General features: G+C 67.2%; 12 protein-coding genes. 9 read left to right on the forward strand and 3 right to left on the reverse strand.

Translation table 11 applies throughout. From position 1 onward, the window contains the following. Positions 1 to 20: 20 nt before the first annotated feature. Together queF and AC06FB_RS06810 are read right to left on the reverse strand one after the other, a co-directional pair. The gene (gene queF / locus AC06FB_RS06805) at positions 21 to 839 is read right to left on the reverse strand and encodes an NADPH-dependent 7-cyano-7-deazaguanine reductase QueF (RefSeq protein ID WP_053515757.1); all 819 of its coding nucleotides are present in this window, start codon (positions 837 to 839) and stop codon (positions 21 to 23) included. A gap of 541 nt (positions 840 to 1,380) precedes the next feature. Then, positions 1,381 to 2,700 (reverse strand): M20 family metallopeptidase, encoded by a 1,320-nt coding sequence (locus AC06FB_RS06810; protein WP_128988411.1) that lies wholly within the window; start codon positions 2,698 to 2,700, stop codon positions 1,381 to 1,383. Between the two features lie 185 nt (positions 2,701 to 2,885). On the opposite strand from AC06FB_RS06810, the gene AC06FB_RS06815 reads away from it, so the two are divergent. From AC06FB_RS06815 to AC06FB_RS06855, 9 genes are all read left to right on the forward strand, one after another. Beyond that, positions 2,886 to 4,127 (forward strand): efflux RND transporter periplasmic adaptor subunit, encoded by a 1,242-nt coding sequence (locus AC06FB_RS06815; RefSeq protein WP_478053488.1) that lies wholly within the window; start codon positions 2,886 to 2,888, stop codon positions 4,125 to 4,127. A 74-nt stretch (positions 4,128 to 4,201) separates the two neighbouring features. Beyond that, complete coding sequence (locus AC06FB_RS06820; protein ID WP_164151977.1) at positions 4,202 to 7,435, forward strand: efflux RND transporter permease subunit; 3,234 nt, start codon at positions 4,202 to 4,204, stop codon at positions 7,433 to 7,435. 31 nt (positions 7,436 to 7,466) lie between these two features. Then, the gene (locus AC06FB_RS06825; protein WP_065174390.1) at positions 7,467 to 10,589 is read left to right on the forward strand and encodes an efflux RND transporter permease subunit; all 3,123 of its coding nucleotides are present in this window, start codon (positions 7,467 to 7,469) and stop codon (positions 10,587 to 10,589) included. A gap of 222 nt (positions 10,590 to 10,811) precedes the next feature. After that, complete coding sequence (locus AC06FB_RS06830; RefSeq protein ID WP_478053489.1) at positions 10,812 to 12,869, forward strand: TonB-dependent siderophore receptor; 2,058 nt, start codon at positions 10,812 to 10,814, stop codon at positions 12,867 to 12,869. A gap of 96 nt (positions 12,870 to 12,965) precedes the next feature. After that, entirely contained in the window at positions 12,966 to 15,146 is a 2,181-nt protein-coding gene (gene yccS, locus AC06FB_RS06835) for a YccS family putative transporter (protein ID WP_065174388.1), read from the forward strand. A 75-nt stretch (positions 15,147 to 15,221) separates the two neighbouring features. Continuing rightward, positions 15,222 to 17,111 carry an MFS transporter gene (locus AC06FB_RS06840; protein WP_065181538.1) on the forward strand — a complete coding sequence of 630 codons (1,890 nt, stop codon included), beginning with the start codon at positions 15,222 to 15,224 and terminating at the stop codon, positions 17,109 to 17,111. Between the two features lie 182 nt (positions 17,112 to 17,293). Beyond that, positions 17,294 to 17,581: a CD225/dispanin family protein gene (locus tag AC06FB_RS06845; protein ID WP_053515606.1), complete on the forward strand. Its 288-nt coding sequence runs from the start codon at positions 17,294 to 17,296 to the stop codon at positions 17,579 to 17,581. A gap of 30 nt (positions 17,582 to 17,611) precedes the next feature. Then, on the forward strand, positions 17,612 to 17,890 hold the full coding sequence (locus tag AC06FB_RS06850) for a CD225/dispanin family protein (protein WP_065174386.1): 279 nt from the start codon (positions 17,612 to 17,614) through the stop codon (positions 17,888 to 17,890). Positions 17,891 to 17,942: 52 nt separating this feature from the next. Beyond that, positions 17,943 to 18,362, forward strand: a complete 420-nt coding sequence (locus tag AC06FB_RS06855) for a DUF2752 domain-containing protein (protein WP_053515602.1) — start codon at positions 17,943 to 17,945, stop codon at positions 18,360 to 18,362. A gap of 68 nt (positions 18,363 to 18,430) precedes the next feature. Here AC06FB_RS06855 and ampE read toward each other — a convergent pair whose 3' ends face one another. Next, positions 18,431 to 19,318, reverse strand: coding sequence for a regulatory signaling modulator protein AmpE (ampE, locus tag AC06FB_RS06860; protein WP_478053490.1), 888 nt, complete (start codon positions 19,316 to 19,318; stop codon positions 18,431 to 18,433). Positions 19,319 to 19,438: the final 120 nt, after the last annotated feature.

The following is a 19,438-nucleotide window of genomic DNA, read 5'->3' on the forward strand; positions in this document are numbered from 1 at the left end:
ACCGTAACCGCCTGCGGCGGTTACTGGCGCAGCTCGCGGTAGGTCGCGGCCGGGGCAGCGATGCCGGGGCTGGCGCGCCATGGATTGATGTCGAGGCCGCCGCGACGCGTGTAGCGCGCTTCCACTTCCAGCCACTGCGGCCGGCAGCGCGCGGAGACCTCGCTGAAGATCCGCTCCACGCACTGCTCGTGGAATTCCGCGTGCTCGCGGTAGCTCACCAGATAGCGCAGCAGGCCGGCCCGGTCGATCTTCGGCCCCCGATAGCGCAGGCTGACCGTGGCCCAGTCCGGCTGGCCGGTAACCGGGCAGTTGGATTTCAGCAGCGCGGAGACCAACGTCTCCTCCACCGGCTGCGCAGCGTCGGCCGAGAGGAAGTCCGCCTGCGGGGGGCCGTAGCAGTCGATCTCCAGGTCCAGGCCGTCGATGGATTCGCCCAGCGGTACCGGGCGCAGTTCGGGCAGGCCGAACGCCACCTGCACGGGTGCGCCGGCACAGGCTGACAGATCGTCGACAAGACGCGCATGCAGTGCCTCGGCACTGTCGATGCGGCTGCTGTTGAGGGAATTCAGGTACAGCTTGAACGACTTCGATTCGATCAGGCACGGCGAGGTGCAGGGCACCTGCACGGTGGCGACGGCCACCTGCGGCTTGCCACGCGGGTCGAGCCAGCTCAGCTCGAACGCATGCCAGCGATCATGGCCGACGAACGGCAGCGCGGTGTCGTCGAGGCCGATCTCGGCGCGGGCGGCGCGGCGGGGGATGGGAAACAGCAGGCCGGGATCGTACTGCGACGGGTAACTGACCTCGCGACCGAGGCTGGAATCCTGGGGGGTGTTCATGGGGCCATTGTATCGCGACGGGGCTGGGCCTCCGGCCGGGCCGGCCAACGGCGGAGCCCCTCCGTGGTGGTTTTGTCGGTTGGTCGTGGAAGGCGGTCTATCGGCTTGGCCGGGTGGGTAGGCGGGTCGGGGGACGCCGTAAACCCGTCCTTGGGGGCTTGGCCGCGGCATCCATGCCGCGGACACCCCCGCCCCGCCTACCCACCCGGCCCCTGACAGTTCCCTGCACGCAGCCACCACCACGGGAAAGATCAGAAAAATCAAAATCAAAAGCCAATCCTTCAGACATTCCCGATGTCTGCCTGTGTCGACCAAGGTCGACACCTACCAGCAGCCGCGTGAACCTGTCGGGGGCGGGGCGGTGTGGGCCTGCAGGACCGTTGGCGCCATGGATGGCGCCATCGAGCCCCCATGGACGGGTTTACGGCGTGTCCTGCAGGCCCACACCGCCCCGCCCAACCAACAGAAATCCAGCACCGCTTTTGCCGTTGACGTTGCCGTTGCTTCAGGGGTGCAGGGCTGCAAGCCCTGCCGCAAAGCCTCACCCTGCCGGGGTGCCGGCACCATGCAGGTAGTCCAGGCTCACCTGCAGCAGTGCACGCAGTCCCACGTCCAGCGCCTTCTCATCCAGCAGGAACTTCGGCGAATGATTGGCCGGTGCCGTCGCCGGATCGATGCCCACGCTGGTGGAGCCGACGAAGAAGAACATGCCCGGCACCTCCTTGGCATACAGCGAGAAGTCCTCCGCGCCCATCTGCAGGGGCGGTTCGTACACGTTGTCCTTGCCCACCACCGCCTGCAGGCTCGGCAGCATGCGCGCCGTCAGCGCCGGATCGTTGACCGTGGCCGGGTTGCCTTCTGATTCGTAGATGTCGGTGACCGCCTTTGCCCCGTGCGCGGCCGCAGTGTGCTCTGCGACGTTGCGCAGGTCGGCGAAGATCTGCTGGCGCATGCCCTCGTCGAACGTGCGGATGGTGCCGACCATCTCCACCTCGTCCGGAATGATGTTGTAGCGGATGCCGCCGTTGATCGCACCGAAGGTGAGCACCGCCGGCTGCTTGGACAGATTCACGCGACGGCTGACGATGGTCTGCGCGGTACCGACCAGATCGGCCGTGGCAACGATCGGGTCGACACCGTTCCACGGCGCGGAGCCATGCGTCTGGCGACCGATCACCTTGATGCCGAAGCGGTCCGAGGCGGCCATCAGCGGACCGCCACGCACGGCGATCTGACCGGCCTGCACGCTGGAGAACACATGCAGGCCGAACACGGCTTCCGGCTTGAAGTCGGCGAACAGGCCCTCCTTCAGCATCAGCGCGGCACCGCCTTCTTCCGGCGGCGGCGCGCCCTCCTCTGCCGGCTGGAAGATCAGCATGACCTGGCCCGGCAGGTCCTTCTTCATTGCCACCAGCGCCTCGGCCACACCCAGCAGGGTGGCGGTATGGGCATCATGGCCGCAGGCATGCATCACGCCCACCGTCTGCCCGCGGTACTGATCGGTCGCCTTCGAGGCAAACGGCAGGCCGGTCTGTTCGGTCACCGGCAGCGCGTCCATGTCGGCGCGCAGGGCGATCTTCGGACCCGGCCTGCCGCCTTCGATGATCGCCACCACGCCATGATGGGCAATGCCGGTCTTCGGCTTCAGGCCCATTGCGCGCAGGTGCTTGGCGACCTCGGCCGAGGTCCGTACTTCGCGATTGGACAGCTCCGGATGCTGGTGGAAATCACGGCGCCACTCCACCACTTTGGCCTGCAGCCGCTGTGCGGCCGCGGTCACCTCGGGGCGCTGCCCGTCCTGGGCATGGGCAAGGGCCGGCAGGGCCAGGATCAGGGCGGACAGCAGCAACGAACGGCGCATCTCGGTACTCCACGGCAGGGTTCTGCACCTGAATGTAGGGCAACGCTGCCTTTACGGGAACCTCCGCGGCCGGTCCCGGTCCTAGCGCCCGTCCCATCCGTCATGCAGGAAACGTGATGTGGCACAGGTATGCTTTGCGCATTGCCCACCGGGCCCCGCCCGTCCAGCCCTCTTGGAGTCCTTGAATGTCACGTGTTTGGAAGATCGTGCTGCTGGTCGTGGCGGTACTGGTGCTGGCCGTGGTGGGCCTGCGCGTGCTGAGCGGTGGCAAGGACAAGGCCGGCAGGCCCGGCGTCGCCGCCGGCCAAGGTGGCGATGACGCCGATGCCGCACCGGTACCGGTGACCGTGGTCGACGCCGTGCGCCAGGACGTGCCCGTCTACGCCAGTGCGCTCGGTACGGTCACCGCGATGAATACCGTCACGGTCAGCCCTCAGGTCGGCGGCCAGCTGATGAGCCTGAACTTCCGCGAAGGCCAGGAAGTGAAGCAGGGCGACGTGCTGGCGGTGATCGACCCACGTACCGCCCAGGCCAGCTATGACCAGGCCGCTGCCGCCAAGCGCCAGAACGAGGCGCTGCTGGCGACCGCGCGCTCCAACTACCAGCGCTCCAATGCCCCCGAGTACCGCCAGTACGTCGCCAAGACCGATCTGGATACACAACGCAACCAAGTGGCACAGTACGAAAGCGCAGTGGCCGCCAACGAGGCGAGCATGCGCTCGGCGCAGGTGCAGCTGCAGTACACCAAGGTCACTGCGCCGATCTCGGGCATCGCCGGCATCCGTGCAGTCGATGCCGGCAACGTGGTCAACGCGGGCACCGCCCTGGTCACCCTGACCCAGATCCACCCGATCCACGTGCTGTTCAACCTGCCCGAACGCCAGCTCGGCGATGTGCGCCAGGCACAGGCGGCCGGCAGCGTTCCGGTGGCTGCGCTGGACCGTGCCGATTCGCACGTGCTGTCCGGCGACGGCAAGCTCGATGTGGTCGACAACCTGATCAGCGCCGACAGCGGCACCTTCAAGGCACGCGCGGTGTTCGACAATGCGGACAACGGCCTGTGGCCGGGCCAGTTCGTCAATGTGCGCATGCAGCTGCGCACCATCGGCGGCGGCGTGGTGATTCCGACCCAGGCCGTGCTGCGTGGCCCGGACGGCGAGTATGTCTACGTCGTGCAGGGCGACAACACGGTGAAGATGCAGACCGTGCGCAGCGGCGTGGAAGTGGGCGACAGCCACGTGCAGATCGCCGAGGGCCTGAAGGGCGGCGAGCGGGTGGTCAGTGAAGGCCAGTTCCGCCTGAAGCCCGGCAGCAAGGTCACGGCCCTGAAGCCCGGCGAGACCCCGGCTGCACCCACCGAGGCCGAATTGAAGGCCGCCGAACAGAAGAGTAGCGGTGCAGGCCGCCGCGGTGGTGGCCCGCGCTGAGCGCAGGCCACCGATTCCTTTCGCGCCGGCATCGACGCCGGCGCTGCCATTGAAGCGCCAGCAAGGATCAGTCCGTGGGCTTTTCGACGATCTTCATCCGCCGCCCGATCGCCACCTCGCTGCTGATGGCGGGCCTGTTGCTGCTGGGCATTCTCGGTTATCGCAAGCTGCCGGTGTCGGCACTGCCGGAAATCGATGCGCCCAGCCTGGTGGTCACCACCCAGTACCCGGGTGCCAATGCCACCACAATGGCCTCGCTGGTCACCACCCCGCTGGAGCGGCAGTTCGGCCAGATCTCCGGCCTGGAGCTGATGACGTCCGATTCGTCGGCCGGGCTGTCGACGATCATCCTGCAGTTCTCGATGGACCGCGACATCGATATCGCCGCGCAGGACGTGCAGGCGGCGATCCGCCAGGCCACCCTGCCCTCGTCGCTGCCCTACCAGCCGGTCTACAACCGGGTGAACCCCGCCGATGCGGCCATCGTCACCCTGAAGCTCACCTCGGACACGCGCCCGCTGCGGGAGGTCAACAACTACGCCGATTCGATCCTGGCCCAGCGCCTGTCGCAGGTGCAGGGCGTGGGCCTGGTGTCGATCGCCGGCAATGTCCGCCCGGCGGTGCGCATCCAGGTCAATCCGGCGCAGCTGTCGAACATGGGCCTGACCCTGGAAGAACTGCGCAGCGCGCTCACCCAGGCCAACGTCAATGCGCCGAAGGGCTCGCTGAACGGCAAGACGCAGTCCTACAGCATCGGCACCAATGACCAGCTGTCCAGTGCCGCCGAATACCGCGACACCATCATCAGCTACAAGAACGGCCGCCCGGTGCGGCTGTCGGACGTGGCCGCGGTGGTGGACGGCGTGGAGAACGACCAGCTGGCCGCATGGGCCGACGGCAAGCCGGCTGTCCTTCTCGAAGTGCGCCGCCAGCCGGGCGCCAACATCGTGCAGACCGTCGAGCGCATCCGCGCGATCCTGCCGCAGTTGCAGGGCGTGCTGCCGGCCGACGTGCATCTGGAGATCTTCAACGACCGTACCGAGACCATCCGCGCCTCCGTGCACGAAGTGCAGTTCACCCTGGTACTGACCATCGGCCTGGTCGTGGCGGTGATCTTCGTGTTCCTGCGCCGCCTGTGGGCCACGATCATTCCTTCGGTGGCGGTACCATTGTCGCTGGCCGGCACGTTCGCGGTGATGGCGTTCACCGGCATGTCGCTGGACAACCTTTCGCTGATGGCACTGGTGGTGGCCACCGGCTTCGTTGTCGACGATGCCATCGTCATGATCGAGAACATCGTCCGTTACATCGAGCAGGGCAAGAGCGGCAAGGAAGCGGCCGAGATCGGTGCGCGCCAGATCGGCTTCACCGTGCTGTCGCTGACGGTATCGCTGGTGGCAGTGTTCCTGCCGCTGCTGCTGATGCCCGGCGTCACCGGCCGCCTGTTCCATGAGTTCGCCTGGGTGCTGAGCATCGCGGTCGTGCTGTCGATGCTGATCTCGCTGACGCTCACCCCGATGATGTGCGCCTACCTGCTCAAGCCCGACGCGCTGCCGGAAGGCGAGGACGCGCATGAACGGGCGCACGCGGCCGGCAAGCAGACCGTGTGGAGCCGCACCGTCGGCCTGTATGAACGCAGCCTGGACTGGGTGCTGGACCACCAGCGCCTGACCCTGGCCGTGGCCGGCGGCGCCCTTGTGCTGACCGTTCTGCTGTACGTGCTGATTCCCAAGGGCCTGCTGCCCGAGCAGGACACCGGCCTGATCACCGGCGTGGTGCAGGCCGACCAGAACATCGCGTTCCCGCAGATGGAGCAGCGCACCCGGCAGGTGGCCGAAGCGCTGCGCAAGGATCCGGATGTGACTGGCGTGTCGGCTTTCATCGGCGCTGGCAGCATGAACCCCACGCTCAACCAGGGCCAGTTGTCGATCGTGCTGAAGGAGCGCAGCCAGCGTGATGGGCTGGACCGGATCCTGCCGCGCCTGCAGGAGGCCGTCGCCGGGATTCCCGGCGTAGCGTTGTATCTGAAGCCGGTGCAGGACGTCACCCTCGACACCCGCGTGGCCGCGACCGAGTACCAGTACTCCCTGTCGGACGTGGACGCGGCCACCGTCGCCACCCAGGCCACGCGCCTGACCGAGGCCCTGCGCCAGCGGCCGGAGCTGGCCGACGTGGACAACAACCTGTCCAACCAGGGCCGTGCCCTGCAGCTGACGATCGATCGTGACAAGGCCAGCGTGCTGGGCGTGCCGATGCAGACCATCGACGACACGCTCTACGATGCGTTCGGCCAGCGCCAGATCTCGACCATCTTCACCGAGCTCAACCAGTACCGCGTGGTGCTGGAAGTGGCACCGGAGTTCCGCACCAGCACCGCGCTGATGGAGCAGCTGGCGGTGGCCTCCAACGGTGCTGGCGCGCTGACCGGCACCAACGCCACCAGCTTCGGCCAGGTCACCTCCTCCAACTCCTCCACGGCCACCGGCATCGGCGCGCAGAACACCGGCATCACGGTCGGTGCCGGCAACATCATTCCGTTGTCGGCGCTGGCCGAAGGCCAGGTGACCAGCGCGCCGCTGGTGGTCAGCCACCAGCAGCAGCTGCCGGCCGTGACCGTCTCGTTCAACGTCGCGCCGGGCTATTCGCTGTCCGAAGCGGTACGCGCGATCCAGGAGACCAAGGACAGTCTGGACATGCCCGCGCACCTGCATGCCGAGTTCATCGGCAAGGCCGCCGAGTTCACCGGCAGCCAGACCGATGTGGTGTGGCTGCTGCTGGCCTCGCTGGTGGTCATCTACATCGTGCTGGGCGTGCTGTACGAGAGCTACATCCATCCGATCACGATCATCTCGACCCTCCCGCCGGCAGGCGTCGGCGCGCTGCTGGCGCTGATGCTGTGTGGCCTGAGCCTGTCGGTGGACGGCATCGTCGGCATCGTGCTGCTGATCGGCATCGTCAAGAAGAACGGCATCATGATGGTGGACTTCGCGATCGAAGCACGCCGCGCCGGTGCCAACGCGCATGAAGCGATCCGCCGCGCCTGCCTGCTGCGCTTCCGCCCGATCATGATGACCACGGCTGCGGCCATGCTCGGTGCGCTGCCACTCGCGCTGGGTACCGGCATCGGCTCGGAACTGCGCCGTCCGCTGGGCATCGCCATCGTCGGCGGCCTGCTGCTCTCGCAGCTGGTGACGCTGTACACCACGCCGGTGATCTACCTGTACATGGAGCGCTTCTCCGAGTGGCTGGCGCGCCGCCGCGAGCAACGCGCACTGCGCGAGGGCACGCTGCAGGAGCCGCAGGCATGACCCCTGCCCCGCTGCTGCGGGGGGCCGCGCGATGAACCTGTCCGGCCCCTTCATCCGCCGCCCGATCGGTACCGCCCTGCTGGCCATCGGCCTGTTCATGGTGGGCCTGATCTGCTACCTGAGGCTGGGTGTATCGGCACTGCCGAACATCCAGATTCCGGTGATCTTCGTGCACGCCAGCCAGGCCGGTGCCGACGCGGCGACGATGGCCTCCACGGTCACCGCACCCCTGGAGCGTCATCTGGGCCAGCTGCCGGGCATCGACCGCATGCGCTCGTCGAGCTCGGAAGGCAGCTCGCTGGTGTTCATGATCTTCCAGAGCGACCGTGACATCGATTCGGCGGCGCTGGACGTGCAGACCGCGATCAATTCCGCGCAGGCCGATCTGCCCTCGGGCATGGGCTCTCCGATGTACCAGAAGGCGAATCCGAACGACGACCCGGTGATCGCCATCGCACTGACCTCGCAGACGCAGTCGGCCGATGAGCTGTACAACGTGGCCGACTCGCTGCTGGCCCAGCGCATCCGCCAGATCAGCGGCGTGGCCTCGGTGGACATCGCCGGCGCGTCGACGCCGGCAGTGCGCGTGGACGTCAACCTGCGGCTGATGAACGCGCTGGGCCTGACCGCCGACGACCTGCGCAACGCGGTGCGCGCGGCCAATGTGACCTCGCCGACCGGCTTCCTCAGCGATGGCAACTCCACCACCGCGATCATCACCAACGATTCGGTGGCCCGCGCTGCGGACTTCGCCAACCTGGTGGTGAAGACCGAAGGCGACGGCCGGGTGATCCGCCTGAAGGACGTCGCCAACGTCTACGACGGCCAGCAGGACGCCTACCAGGCGGCATGGTTCGACCACAAGCCCGCGGTGGTCATGTATGTGTTCACCCGCGCCGGCGCCAACATCGTGGAGACCGTCGACCGGGTGAAGGCGCAGATCCCGACGCTGCGTGACTACCTGCAGCCGGGAACCACGATGACGCCATACTTCGACCGCACGCCGACGATCCGCTCGTCGCTGCACGAAGTGCAGATCACCCTGCTGATCAGCCTGGCGATGGTGGTGCTGACCATGGCGCTGTTCCTGCGCCGGCTCGCCCCGACCCTGATCGCGGCCGTGACGGTGCCGCTGTCGCTGGCCGGCGCCGCACTGGTGATGTATGCGCTGGGCTTCACCCTGAACAACCTGAGCCTGCTGGCGCTGGTGATCGCGATCGGCTTCGTGGTGGACGATGCGATCGTGGTGATCGAGAACATCATGCGCCACCTCGACGAAGGCATGCCGCGCCTGCAGGCAGCGTTCACCGGCGCACGCGAGATCGGCTTCACGATCGTCTCGATCACCGCCTCGCTGGTTGCGGTGTTCATCCCGCTGCTGTTCGCCAGCGGCATGATGGGCGCGTTCTTCCGTGAGTTCACCGTCACCCTGGTGGCGGCGATCGTGGTCTCGATGATCGTCTCGCTGACGCTGACGCCGGCGCTGTGCAGCCGGTTCCTCAGTGCGCACGACCATCGCGCGGCACCCTCGCGCCTGGGCCGCTGGCTGGACGCCGGCCACGAACGCATGCTGCGCATCTACACGGTGTTCCTCGATTTCTCCCTGCGCCACGCGTTGCTGCTCTCGCTCACGCCGCTGATCCTGATCGGCGTGACCGTCTTCCTGTTCGGCGCGGTGAAGAAGGGCGCCTTCCCGCCACAGGACACCGGGCTCATCTGGGGCCGCGCCAACTCCAGCGCGACCGTGTCCTTCGAGGACATGGTCAACCGCCAGCGCCGCATCACCGACATGCTGATGGCCGACCCGGCGGTGAAGACCGTCGGCGTGCGCCTGGGCAGTGGCCGCCAGGGTTCCAGCGCGCAGTTCAATGTCGAACTGAAGTCACGCAAGGAAGGCCGCCGCGAGACCACCGCGCATGCACTGGCGCGACTGAGCGCCAAGGCCGACCGCTATCCCGACCTGCAGCTGCGGCTGCGCGCCATCCAGGATCTGCCCAGCAACGACGGCGGCGGCTCCAGCCAGGGCGCGCAGTACCGCATCTCGCTGCAGGGCAACGATCTGGCGGCGCTGCAGGAGTGGTTGCCGAAGCTGCAGGCGGAACTGAAGAAGAACCCCAAGCTGCGCGATGTCGGCACCGACGTGGACAACGCCGGCCTGCGCCAGAACATCGTGATCGACCGCGCCAAGGCCGCGCGACTGGGCGTCTCGGTCGGTGCCATCGACGGTGCGCTGTACGGTGCATTCGGCCAGCGCCAGATCTCGACGATCTACTCGGACATCAACCAATACAGCGTCGTGGTCAATGCCCTGCCTTCGCAGACGGCGACCCCCACCGCACTGGACGAGGTCCATGTGCGCGCAGGCAATGGCGAGATGGTGCCGATCACTGCGGTGGCCACCCAGGTACCGGGGCTGGCGCCTTCGCAGATCACGCATGAGAACCAGTACACGACGATGGACCTGAGCTACAACCTCGCCCCCGGCGTCAGCATGGGCGAGGCAAAGGCGATCATCGATGCGACCGTGGCCGGCATGCGCATGCCGGGCGACATCCGCCTGGCCGACGATGCGGGCTTTGGCTTCAATTCCGATCCCAGCGACATGCTGATCCTGGTATTGGCGGCGATCCTGACCGTGTACCTGGTGCTGGGCATGCTGTACGAAAGCCTGATCCATCCGGTGACGATCCTGTCCACGCTGCCGGCGGCAGGCGTAGGCGCGCTGCTGGCCCTGTTCGGTACCAACACCGAGCTGTCGGTCATCTCGATGATCGCGCTGGTGCTGCTGATCGGCATCGTCAAGAAGAACGCGATCATGATGATCGACTTCGCGCTGGTGGCGCAGCGCGAGCACGGACTGACCCCGCGCGAGGCCGCACGCGAGGCCAGCATCGTCCGCTTCCGGCCGATCATGATGACCACGATGGTGGCCATCCTGGCTGCGGTTCCGCTGGCAATCGGCCTGGGCGAAGGGTCGGAGCTGCGCCGGCCGCTGGGCATCGCGATGATCGGTGGCCTGCTGTTCTCGCAGAGTCTGACCCTGCTCAGCACGCCGGCCCTGTACGTGATCTTCTCCTGCCTGGCCGAGCGTTGGCGGGCGCGGCGCGCGCGCAGGCGCGAGGCGAAACTGCTCAAGCGCGCGCAGCGCGCCTAGCCTCGGTAGCGCCGGGCCACGCCCGGCGCGCCGCTACCACCCGGGCGACGCTCACGGTTTGACGCGCTGTAACGAAAAGAGAACAATTCGCAACCAGCCATGGTCCTGCGCCCCTGCGGCGCCCCGCTCCCAGTTCACGGACAGCCTGCGTGATCCCAGCCACTGCCTCTTCCCCCAACCATGGGTGGATGGCCTGTGGCCGTCCGCCGAGGAATCCGATCGATGCCTTCGTTCCGCACCCCGCGCCTGGCCCTGCCGGCCGCCGCCCTGTCCACCGCCTGCGCAGCCCATGCGCAAGCCCCGGCTGATGCCCGCAGCGCCACCGACCTGGACGCCATCAAGGTGGTCGGCGAACGCACCCACACCGAAGCCGGCGCGCTGGGTGACCGTGCCCTGCGCGATACCCCGTTCGCCATTACTGCGGTCGGCCGCGAACAGCTCGAGCAGCGCCAGGTCGTATCGCTGGGCGAAGCCTTCCTGTTCGATCCATCGGTCACCACCCAGGTAAGCGCCTACGCCAGCGGCTGGAGCTCGCCCATCCGCAACCGCGGCATCGATCTGAACTACGACAGCTACCGCGTGAACGGTCTGCAGGTGTCCTCGTGGGGCACCGAATGGCCGCTGGAAGTGATGGAACAGGTGGACCTGCTGAAGGGCCCCGGCGGCTTCCTGTACGGCTTCGGCGCGCCCGGCGGCATCGTCAACTACATCACCAAGAAGCCGACCGATACCCCCACCTTCTCGGCGCAGCTGGGCTGGCGCGAACAGGCCATCATCAGTGGTGGTGTCGATGCCGGTGGCCGCTTCGGCAACGAAGATATGTTCGGCTATCGCTTCAACGCGTATCAGGAGAAGGGCGAAACCTTCAATGGTGGCCATGTCGACCGCAAGGTCGGCGCGCTGTCGCTGGACGCGCGCCTGAGCGATGCGCTCACCTGGACCTTCGACGGCGTGTTCCAGTCCCGCGACCTGAGCGAAGAGTCGCCGCAGTACTACTTCATCGGCATGACCTCGCTGCCGCGGCCGATTGCCGGCGACGTCGACAACAGCGTGCCGGGCACCTACTACGATACCCGTTCCAGCCTGCTGTCCACGGCGTTCACCTGGCAGATCAACAGCGGCTGGAAGGCCAGCCTGAGCTACGGCGTCACCACCTCCTGGAACGACGTCAACAAGATCTTCGCCTACATCGACGATCCGAACGGCGACTACAACGTGAATGTGTATGAGCTGGGCGGCAAGAGCCAATGGAAACTGGCGCAGGCGCTGGTGCAGGGCGGCTTCCGCACCGGCCCGCTGCAGCACCAGCTGGTGGCCGGCGTCAGCCACCAGACCGGGCTGGGCTGGGACCGCCCCTACGAGTGGAACACCATTGGTCGCGCCAACCTGTACCAGCGTTCGGCCATCCGCCACGACGCGGTGGGTTCGCGGGTGATGACCCGCGGCGATGAAACCGTGCAGCAGGCCGTATTCGCCAGCGATACCGTGGACTTCGGCGGGGGCTGGTCGGTGCTGGCCGGCTGGCGCTACAACGACTTCGAGACCAAGGGCCGTTACCACACCTACCCGGTCACCCCGACCTATGCGGTGATGTTCAAGCCCAGCGAGGCCGTGACCCTGTACGCCAGCTACATTGAATCGCTGGAAGCCGGCAGCCGCGTGGGCAACCCCTACATCAACGCCGGTGATGTGCTGGGTCCGACCATCAGCAAGCAGTACGAGGTCGGCGCCAAGGTGGAAGCCTCGCGCTGGAATGCGAACGTGGCCGCATTCCGCCTGGAACGCGGTGCCAACATCGACCAGCCCACCGACGCCGGCCTGCGCCTGGTGCAGGATGGCATCACCCTGTACGAAGGCGTGGAAGCCAGCGCCGACCTGCACCTGACCGATGCGCTGACCGTGGGTGGCGGCGTGACCTGGCTGGACCCGACCTACGACAGGCTGTCGCCCGACAATGCCGCGCAGGAAGGCAACCGCACCGTCGGCGCCGCGCGCTGGAGCGGTGTGCTGCATGCCAGCTACCAGCTGCCGTGGGTCGATGGACTGGAAACCTATGCTGCCGTGCGCTACTACGGCGATGTCTGGTACGACGCCGACAATACCCTGAAGCTGCCCGACTACACCCTGGTCAATGCCGGTGTGGGCTACCGCCTGATGGCGTCGGGGCACCCGGTCACCCTGCGCGCCAGCGTGGAGAACCTGGCCAATCGCAGGTACTGGTCGAACGCGGGCGTCGGCCTGCCGCGCACCTTCGCGGTGAGCGTGCGCTGGGAGATGTAACCCGGCTTGTGCGGGTGCGGACCGTGGGTCCGCACATTGAACACCGCACCCACGCGCACACCGCCATAATGGAGGCAATCCGCCGCCCGAGCCTGCATGTCCGCGTCCCATTCCCGCCTCAGCCGCCTGTGGGCACACGAGAAAGCCAGCTATGGCCTGCGCGTGTTCATCGCCCTGTCGGCTGCGATGGCCGTGTGCTGGCAGCTGGACGCGCTCCCCGCGCTGCCCGGGGCGTTCCTTGGCATCATCGCCAGCGCGATCGCCGAAACCGACGACAACTGGTGGGGCCGCACCAAGGCGGTGCTGCTGTCGCTGCTGTGCTTCTGCATCGCCGCCGCCTCGGTGATCGCGCTGTTCCCGTGGCCGTGGCTGTTCATCGGCGCACTGGCGCTGTCCACCTTCGGCCTGACCCTGCTGGGTGCTCTGGGCGAACGCTACGCCTCCATCGCCCAGGCCACGGTCACCCTGGCCATCTACACCATGATCGGGCTGGAACAGCATGGCGGCGCCGGAGATCTGCCACGTGCGTTGCATGCGGTCAGCCACCTGCTGGCCGGTGCGGTCTGGTATGGCCTGCTGTCCATCGTCTGGACCGCGCTGTTCGCCAACCGCCCGGTGCGCGAACGCGTGGCCCGTCTTTACCAGGAACTGGGCCGCTACCTGCAGCTGAAAGCCGCCTTGTTCGAGCCGGTGCGTGAGGCCGACCTGCAGCGCCGCCAGCTGGACCTGGCCGAACAGAACCGGCGTGTGGTGGGAGCCCTGAACGAAGCAAAGACGGCGATCCTTGCGCGCTTCGGCCGTTCCGGCCGGCCCGGGGTCAACTCCGGCCTGTACCTGCGCCTGTACTACATGGCGCAGGATTTCCACGAGCGCGCCAGCTCCTCGCACTATCCCTATGGCGCACTGGTGGATGCGTTCTTCCACAGCGACGTGCTGTACCGCTGCCAGCGCCTGCTCGATCTGCAGGGGCAGGCCTGCGCGCGTCTGGGCGAAGCCATCCGCCTGCGCCGCCCGTTCGTGTATGGCGAGAGCAACCAGCAGGCCGGACGCGACCTCGCCGACGCGCTGGCCTACCTGCGCGACCAGCAGCGTCCGCAATGGCAGCGCCTGCTCGGTTCGCTGGATCTGCTGGTGCACAACCTGCGCAGCATCGAGCGCCGGCTGCTCGACGCCGAACGCTCCGAGGCCAGCCTGGACAATGTCGACACGCGCCTGCGCGACAGCAACCCGCACACCCTGCGCGAGATGGGGGTACGGCTGCGCCAGCAGCTCACGCCCGGCTCGGTGCTGTTCCGCCATGGCCTGCGCATGGCGCTGGCGCTGATCGCCGGCTTCCTGGCGATCCGCCTGTTCAATGCCCAGAACGGTTCATGGGTGCTGTTGACCATCGTCTTCGTGTGCCGGCCGAACTTCGGCGCCACGCGCCAGCGCCTGGCACAGCGCATCGTCGGCACCCTGGCCGGCCTGGTATTGACCTGGGCGCTGCTGCAGCTGTTCCCACAGCTGCACGTGCAGCTGCTGATCGCCTTGCTGTCGGCGCTGCTGTTCTTCTTCACCCGCACCGATCGCTACCTGGTGGCCTCGGCCGCGATCACGGTGATGGCGCTGACCTGCTTCAACCTGATCGGCGATGGCTTCGTACTGATCGTGCCGCGCATGGTGGACACGATCCTGGGCTGTGCGATCGCTGCGGCGGCCGCCTTCCTGATCCTGCCGGACTGGCAGGGACGTCAGCTGCATCGGGTCCTGTCACGGGTACTGGATACCGCCGCGCGTTACCTGGATGCGGTGCTGGGCCAGTACCGCAGTGGCATGCACGATGACCTGGCCTACCGCATCGCCCGCCGCGACATGCACAATGCCGACGCGGCGCTGTCCACTGCACTGTCGAACATGCTGCGCGAGCCCGGCCATGTACGCCGCAACCTGGATGCCGGCTTCCACTTCCTGGCGTTGTCCAACACCCTGCTCGGTCATCTGTCGGCACTGGGTGCCCACCGCGACCAGGTCGACAGCTACGCCGGCGACCCGCTGGCACTGGCCGCCGGCGACCGGGTGCGCAAGGCGCTGCAGCAGCTGGCCGGCGCGCTGGCCGCACGGCAGGCGGTTGCGGAGGATGACAATGATGCCGACCGCGCAGTCGCTGCGGAGCTGGAGCAGATCGAGGACGTGATGCCACCGAAGCTGCAGTTGATCCGCACCCAGATGGCGCTGGTGCTGCGCCTGCTGCCGAAGCTGCGTGCCGCCGCCAACGAGGCCGTACGCAGCCTGACCTGACCGCCGCCCGGCAGCACTGGATCCGGGCCCGGCCGGCGGGCAGGAATGCTAGGCTGCGCCGGTCAAGGAGATTCCATGTCCGGTCACAACCAGTTCGCCCTGCTGCGCCAGCGCCGCTTCCTGCCGTTCTTCATCGTGCAGGCGCTGGGCGCTTTCAACGACAACGTATACCGGCAGGCCATCATCGGCCTGCTGTTCTACCTGGGCGTGTCCGAAGAGCAGCGTTCGCTGTACACCACGCTGGCGCCGGCGATCTTCATTCTTCCCTATTTCCTGTTCTCGGCATTGGCCGGGCAGATCGCCGACAAACTGGAGAAGTCGCGGCTCATCGTGATCACCACCACGATGGAGATCGTGATCATGTCGTTGGCAGCGATCGGCTTCCTCACCGAGAACCTGCCGTTCCTGCTGGTGGCGCTGTTCTGCACCGGCATGCAGTCGACCCTGTTCGGCCCAGTGAAGTACTCGGTGCTGCCCTCGGTACTCAAACCCGAGGAGCTGACCGGTGGCAACGGGCTGGTGGAGATGGGCACATCGATCTCGATCCTGTCAGGGATGATCATCGGCGGCGCCGTGTTCCTGCTGGCCGGCAGCCACGGGCCCGTGTTCGCGGCATCGCTGGTCATCGCTTTGGCGGTCTGCGGCAATATCGCGGCGCGATTGATTCCCAGGGTCGATGCCGGCGACCCGGGCCTGAAGATCAACTGGAACCCGCTGCCCGAGTCGCTGGTGGTGCTGCGCATGGCGCGCCAGCAGAAGGCGGTGCGCAACGCGATCCTGGGCGTGTCCTGGTTCTGGTTCGTCGGCACCGTGCTGACCTCGCAGCTGCCGAATTATGCGCTGGCCAACCTGGGCGGCGAACCCAAGCTGTACCTGCTGGCACTGGCGCTGTTTTCCATCGGCACCGGCGTTGGCTCGCTGCTGTGCGAGAGGCTGTCGGCGCGCACAGTGGAGATCGGCCTGGTGCCGCTGGGCGCGTTCGGCATGACCGCGTTCCTGCTCGATCTGTACTTCGCCCGCAGCGGCGAGGCCACCGTGCAGGGGCTGAGCATCACCCAGTTCCTGCAGCAGCCCGGCAGCGTGCGCATCGTCATCGACCTTGTCGGAATCGGCCTGTTCACCGGCATCTTCGTCGTTCCGCTGTTCGCCCTGATCCAGAGCCGCACGCCGAAGGCGCAGATGTCACGCGTGTTCGCCGCGTTGAACATCCAGAACTCCGGTTTCATCGTGTCCGCCGCACTGCTGTCACTGGCCGCGCGCGAACTGCTGCACTGGAGCATCCCGCAGCTGTTCCTGGCGCTGGCGATCGCCAATGCCGTGGTGGCGATCTACATCTTCACCATCGTCCCCGAATTCCTGATGCGCTTCCTGAGCTGGGTGATGGTGCGCACCCTGTACCGGCTGCGCCCGCATGGCATCGAAGCCAATGTGCCGGATGAAGGCGCAGCACTGATCGTCTGCAATCATGTCAGCTACATGGATGCACTGATCCTGTCGGCGACGATTCCGCGCCCCGTACGCTTCGTCATGTACTACAGGATCTTCAACATCCCGGTGATGCGCTGGATCTTCCGCACCGCCAAGGCCATCCCGATTGCCGGGGCTCGCGAGGACGAGGCCTTGATGCAGCGCGCGTTCGAGGAGATCGATGCGGCGCTGGCCGAGGGTGAGCTGGTCTGCATCTTCCCGGAGGGAGCACTCACCCGCGATGGGCAGATGGCGCCGTTCAAGTCCGGCGTCGAGAAGATCCTCGAACGCCGGCCGGTGCCGGTGGTGCCGATGGCCCTGCGCGGGATGTGGTCGAGCATGTGGAGCCGGCGCGACAGCCGGCTTGGCCGCATGCGGGTTCCGCGCCGCTTCCGCGCCACCGTCGAGGTGGTGGCGGCGCCTGCCATCGATGGTCGCAGCACCGACGCGCCGGCACTGGAAGCCCAGGTCCGCGCCCTTCGCGGCGATCACGCCTGACGCAATCCCCCCGTTCGCGCGTAGCCCGCCCCCGCCCCACATACGCCAGCGTCAAGCGCCATGCCCGTCATTGCCGGGCTGAAAACGCATACATGCGACGCAGGTTGCGGTAGATTACGCACCCACAGGGGGGAGGTCCGGCCCGTTCACAACGGTCGGCCACCAAGGAATGGAGTCTCACGTTGAATCAACCGCCACCACTCGGCCGTCCGGTCTACATCCCCAACCATCTGGTGTGGGCGATCCTGACGACGCTGTTCTGCTGCCTGCCGTTGGGCGTGGTGTCGATCGTGTATGCCGCCCAGGTCGATGGCCGCCGCGCGGCCGGCGATCTGGCGGGAGCCTATAGCGCGTCACGCAAGGCGGGCTGGTGGGCGGCGGCTTCGGCCGCGGCCCTGCCGGTCCTGTTGCTGTTGTGGTTCGGGCTCTTCGGCGGCCTGGCCGCACTGGGCGCTCTTTCCGACCATTGATCCACCACCACCCATCAAGGAGCTTGAATCATGAACACCGCTACTCCGCAGGTCCCGAACAACCTGGTCTGGGCGATCCTGAGCACCCTGCTCTGCTGCCTGCCGGTCGGCATCGTGTCGATCGTCTATGCGGCACAGGTCAACGGCAAGCTGGCCGCTGGCGATATCGCCGGTGCCCAGGACTCGTCCGCCAAGGCCAAGAAGTGGGCCATCTGGTCGGCCATCGCCTGGGTCATCATGGTCGTGCTGTACGTGCTGTTCTTCGTCGTGCTCGGTGGCATCGGCGCGATGAGCAACGGCAGCTACTGAGGCCTGCGGACGGATCCGGCGGCGTCCGCGCCGGATCCGTCTTCGCCTGATCGTGTCCGCTCTTCCTTCCCGGCTCGCCCGCTGGGCACCCTTGCTGGCCTCCACCGGCCTGGCCGCTGGCGCGGCCGTGGTGCTGCGTAACGTCAATCCCTACGTGGCCGGCAATCCCCTGCCGGGCTGCCCGCTGTACGCACTCACCGGCCTGTATTGCCCCGGCTGCGGCAGCACGCGCTGCCTTTACTCGCTGGTCCATTTCGATCTGGCCGGCGCGATGGCGATGAACCCGCTGCTGGTCATCAGCCTGCCCCTGCTGCTGCTGATGCTGCTGAACATCGCCGGCATCCGCCCGCGTGTGCTTGATCCGCTGATGCGGATTCTGGCCAATCCCATGTTCTGGCTGTGGCTGCTGCCCGGTTACGCTCTGCTGCGCAACCTGCCGTGGGCACCGTTCACCGCACTGGCGCCGGTCTAGATTCCCACTTCGCGTCCAGGCGCGTCGCGACGCGTGCTGCGGTCAGGCCGCACGCGCCTGGCCAGCGGCTACGTCACCCAGCCGGCGATCACCAGCACGGCCAGCACCGCCAGCCACAGCAGCAGCATCCGCCACACCAGACTCATGGCATCGCGCAGGTCGGGCAGACGTTGCCAGACCGGCAGCAGGCCCGCCTCGGTGTAGTCATGCGCGTCCTCGCGCAGCTCGGCATTGACGCTGGCCCGCGCCACCGCACCCAGGAATCCGATGCCTCCGACCAGGCGCTCGCCATGCGCTTGCCGCCATGCCTTCCACGCCGTGTCGAAGTTGCCGACCAGTGCCATCGAGAACGCCATCAACTGTGCCACCGGCCATTCGATCCAGCCCAGCAGGCGCTGGGCCACTGCCAGCGGTTCCACCGGTACGCGTGCACGCATCGGGCTTTCGGACATCAGCGCCAGCAGGCGATAGCCCAGCGCGCCCGCCGGGCCCAGCAGCAGGAACCAGAACAGCACCGCAAACCAGCGGCGCAGCGCATTGAGTACGGTCGCCTCCACCAGCGAGGGTACATCCTCGCGCAGGCTGCCACCGGCCGCCTGCAGATGGCGCACGGCCGCCTGCCGGGTCGGTGCGTCATCGGCATCGATGATCGCTTCGATGTCACGGTCCAGGTCGCGCGGCCCCCAGCACCAGGCCAGAACCGCCACGCCCAGCAGCAACGAGGGCAGCCCGAACAGCACGCCCCGCAGCAGCCAGGCCAGCAGCGCCATCAACACCAGCGGCGGCAGAAGCGCCAGCACCACGCCCATGGGGCCCTGCCAGGCCTTGCCGCCGTGCGCATCCAGCCAGCCCAGCCAGCGCCGGAAGCTGTCAAAGCGGCGCAGCGAGGCGGCAGCGGCCGGGGCGACATGGCCCAGGGCCAGTGCAACCAGCACGGCAGCCAGAGTGGTGAACATGGCAGGTCTCCCTACAAAACAAGGCGCTCGGCGTCGCTACCTTACCCGTCGCGACGCCGCCATCAGCGGTCTGCCGCACTGTAACCCGGGCCGTGTTCAGGTGGCGGCAATGGTCGCCGC

This window comes from Stenotrophomonas sp. Steno-C15 (assembly GCF_056393265.1).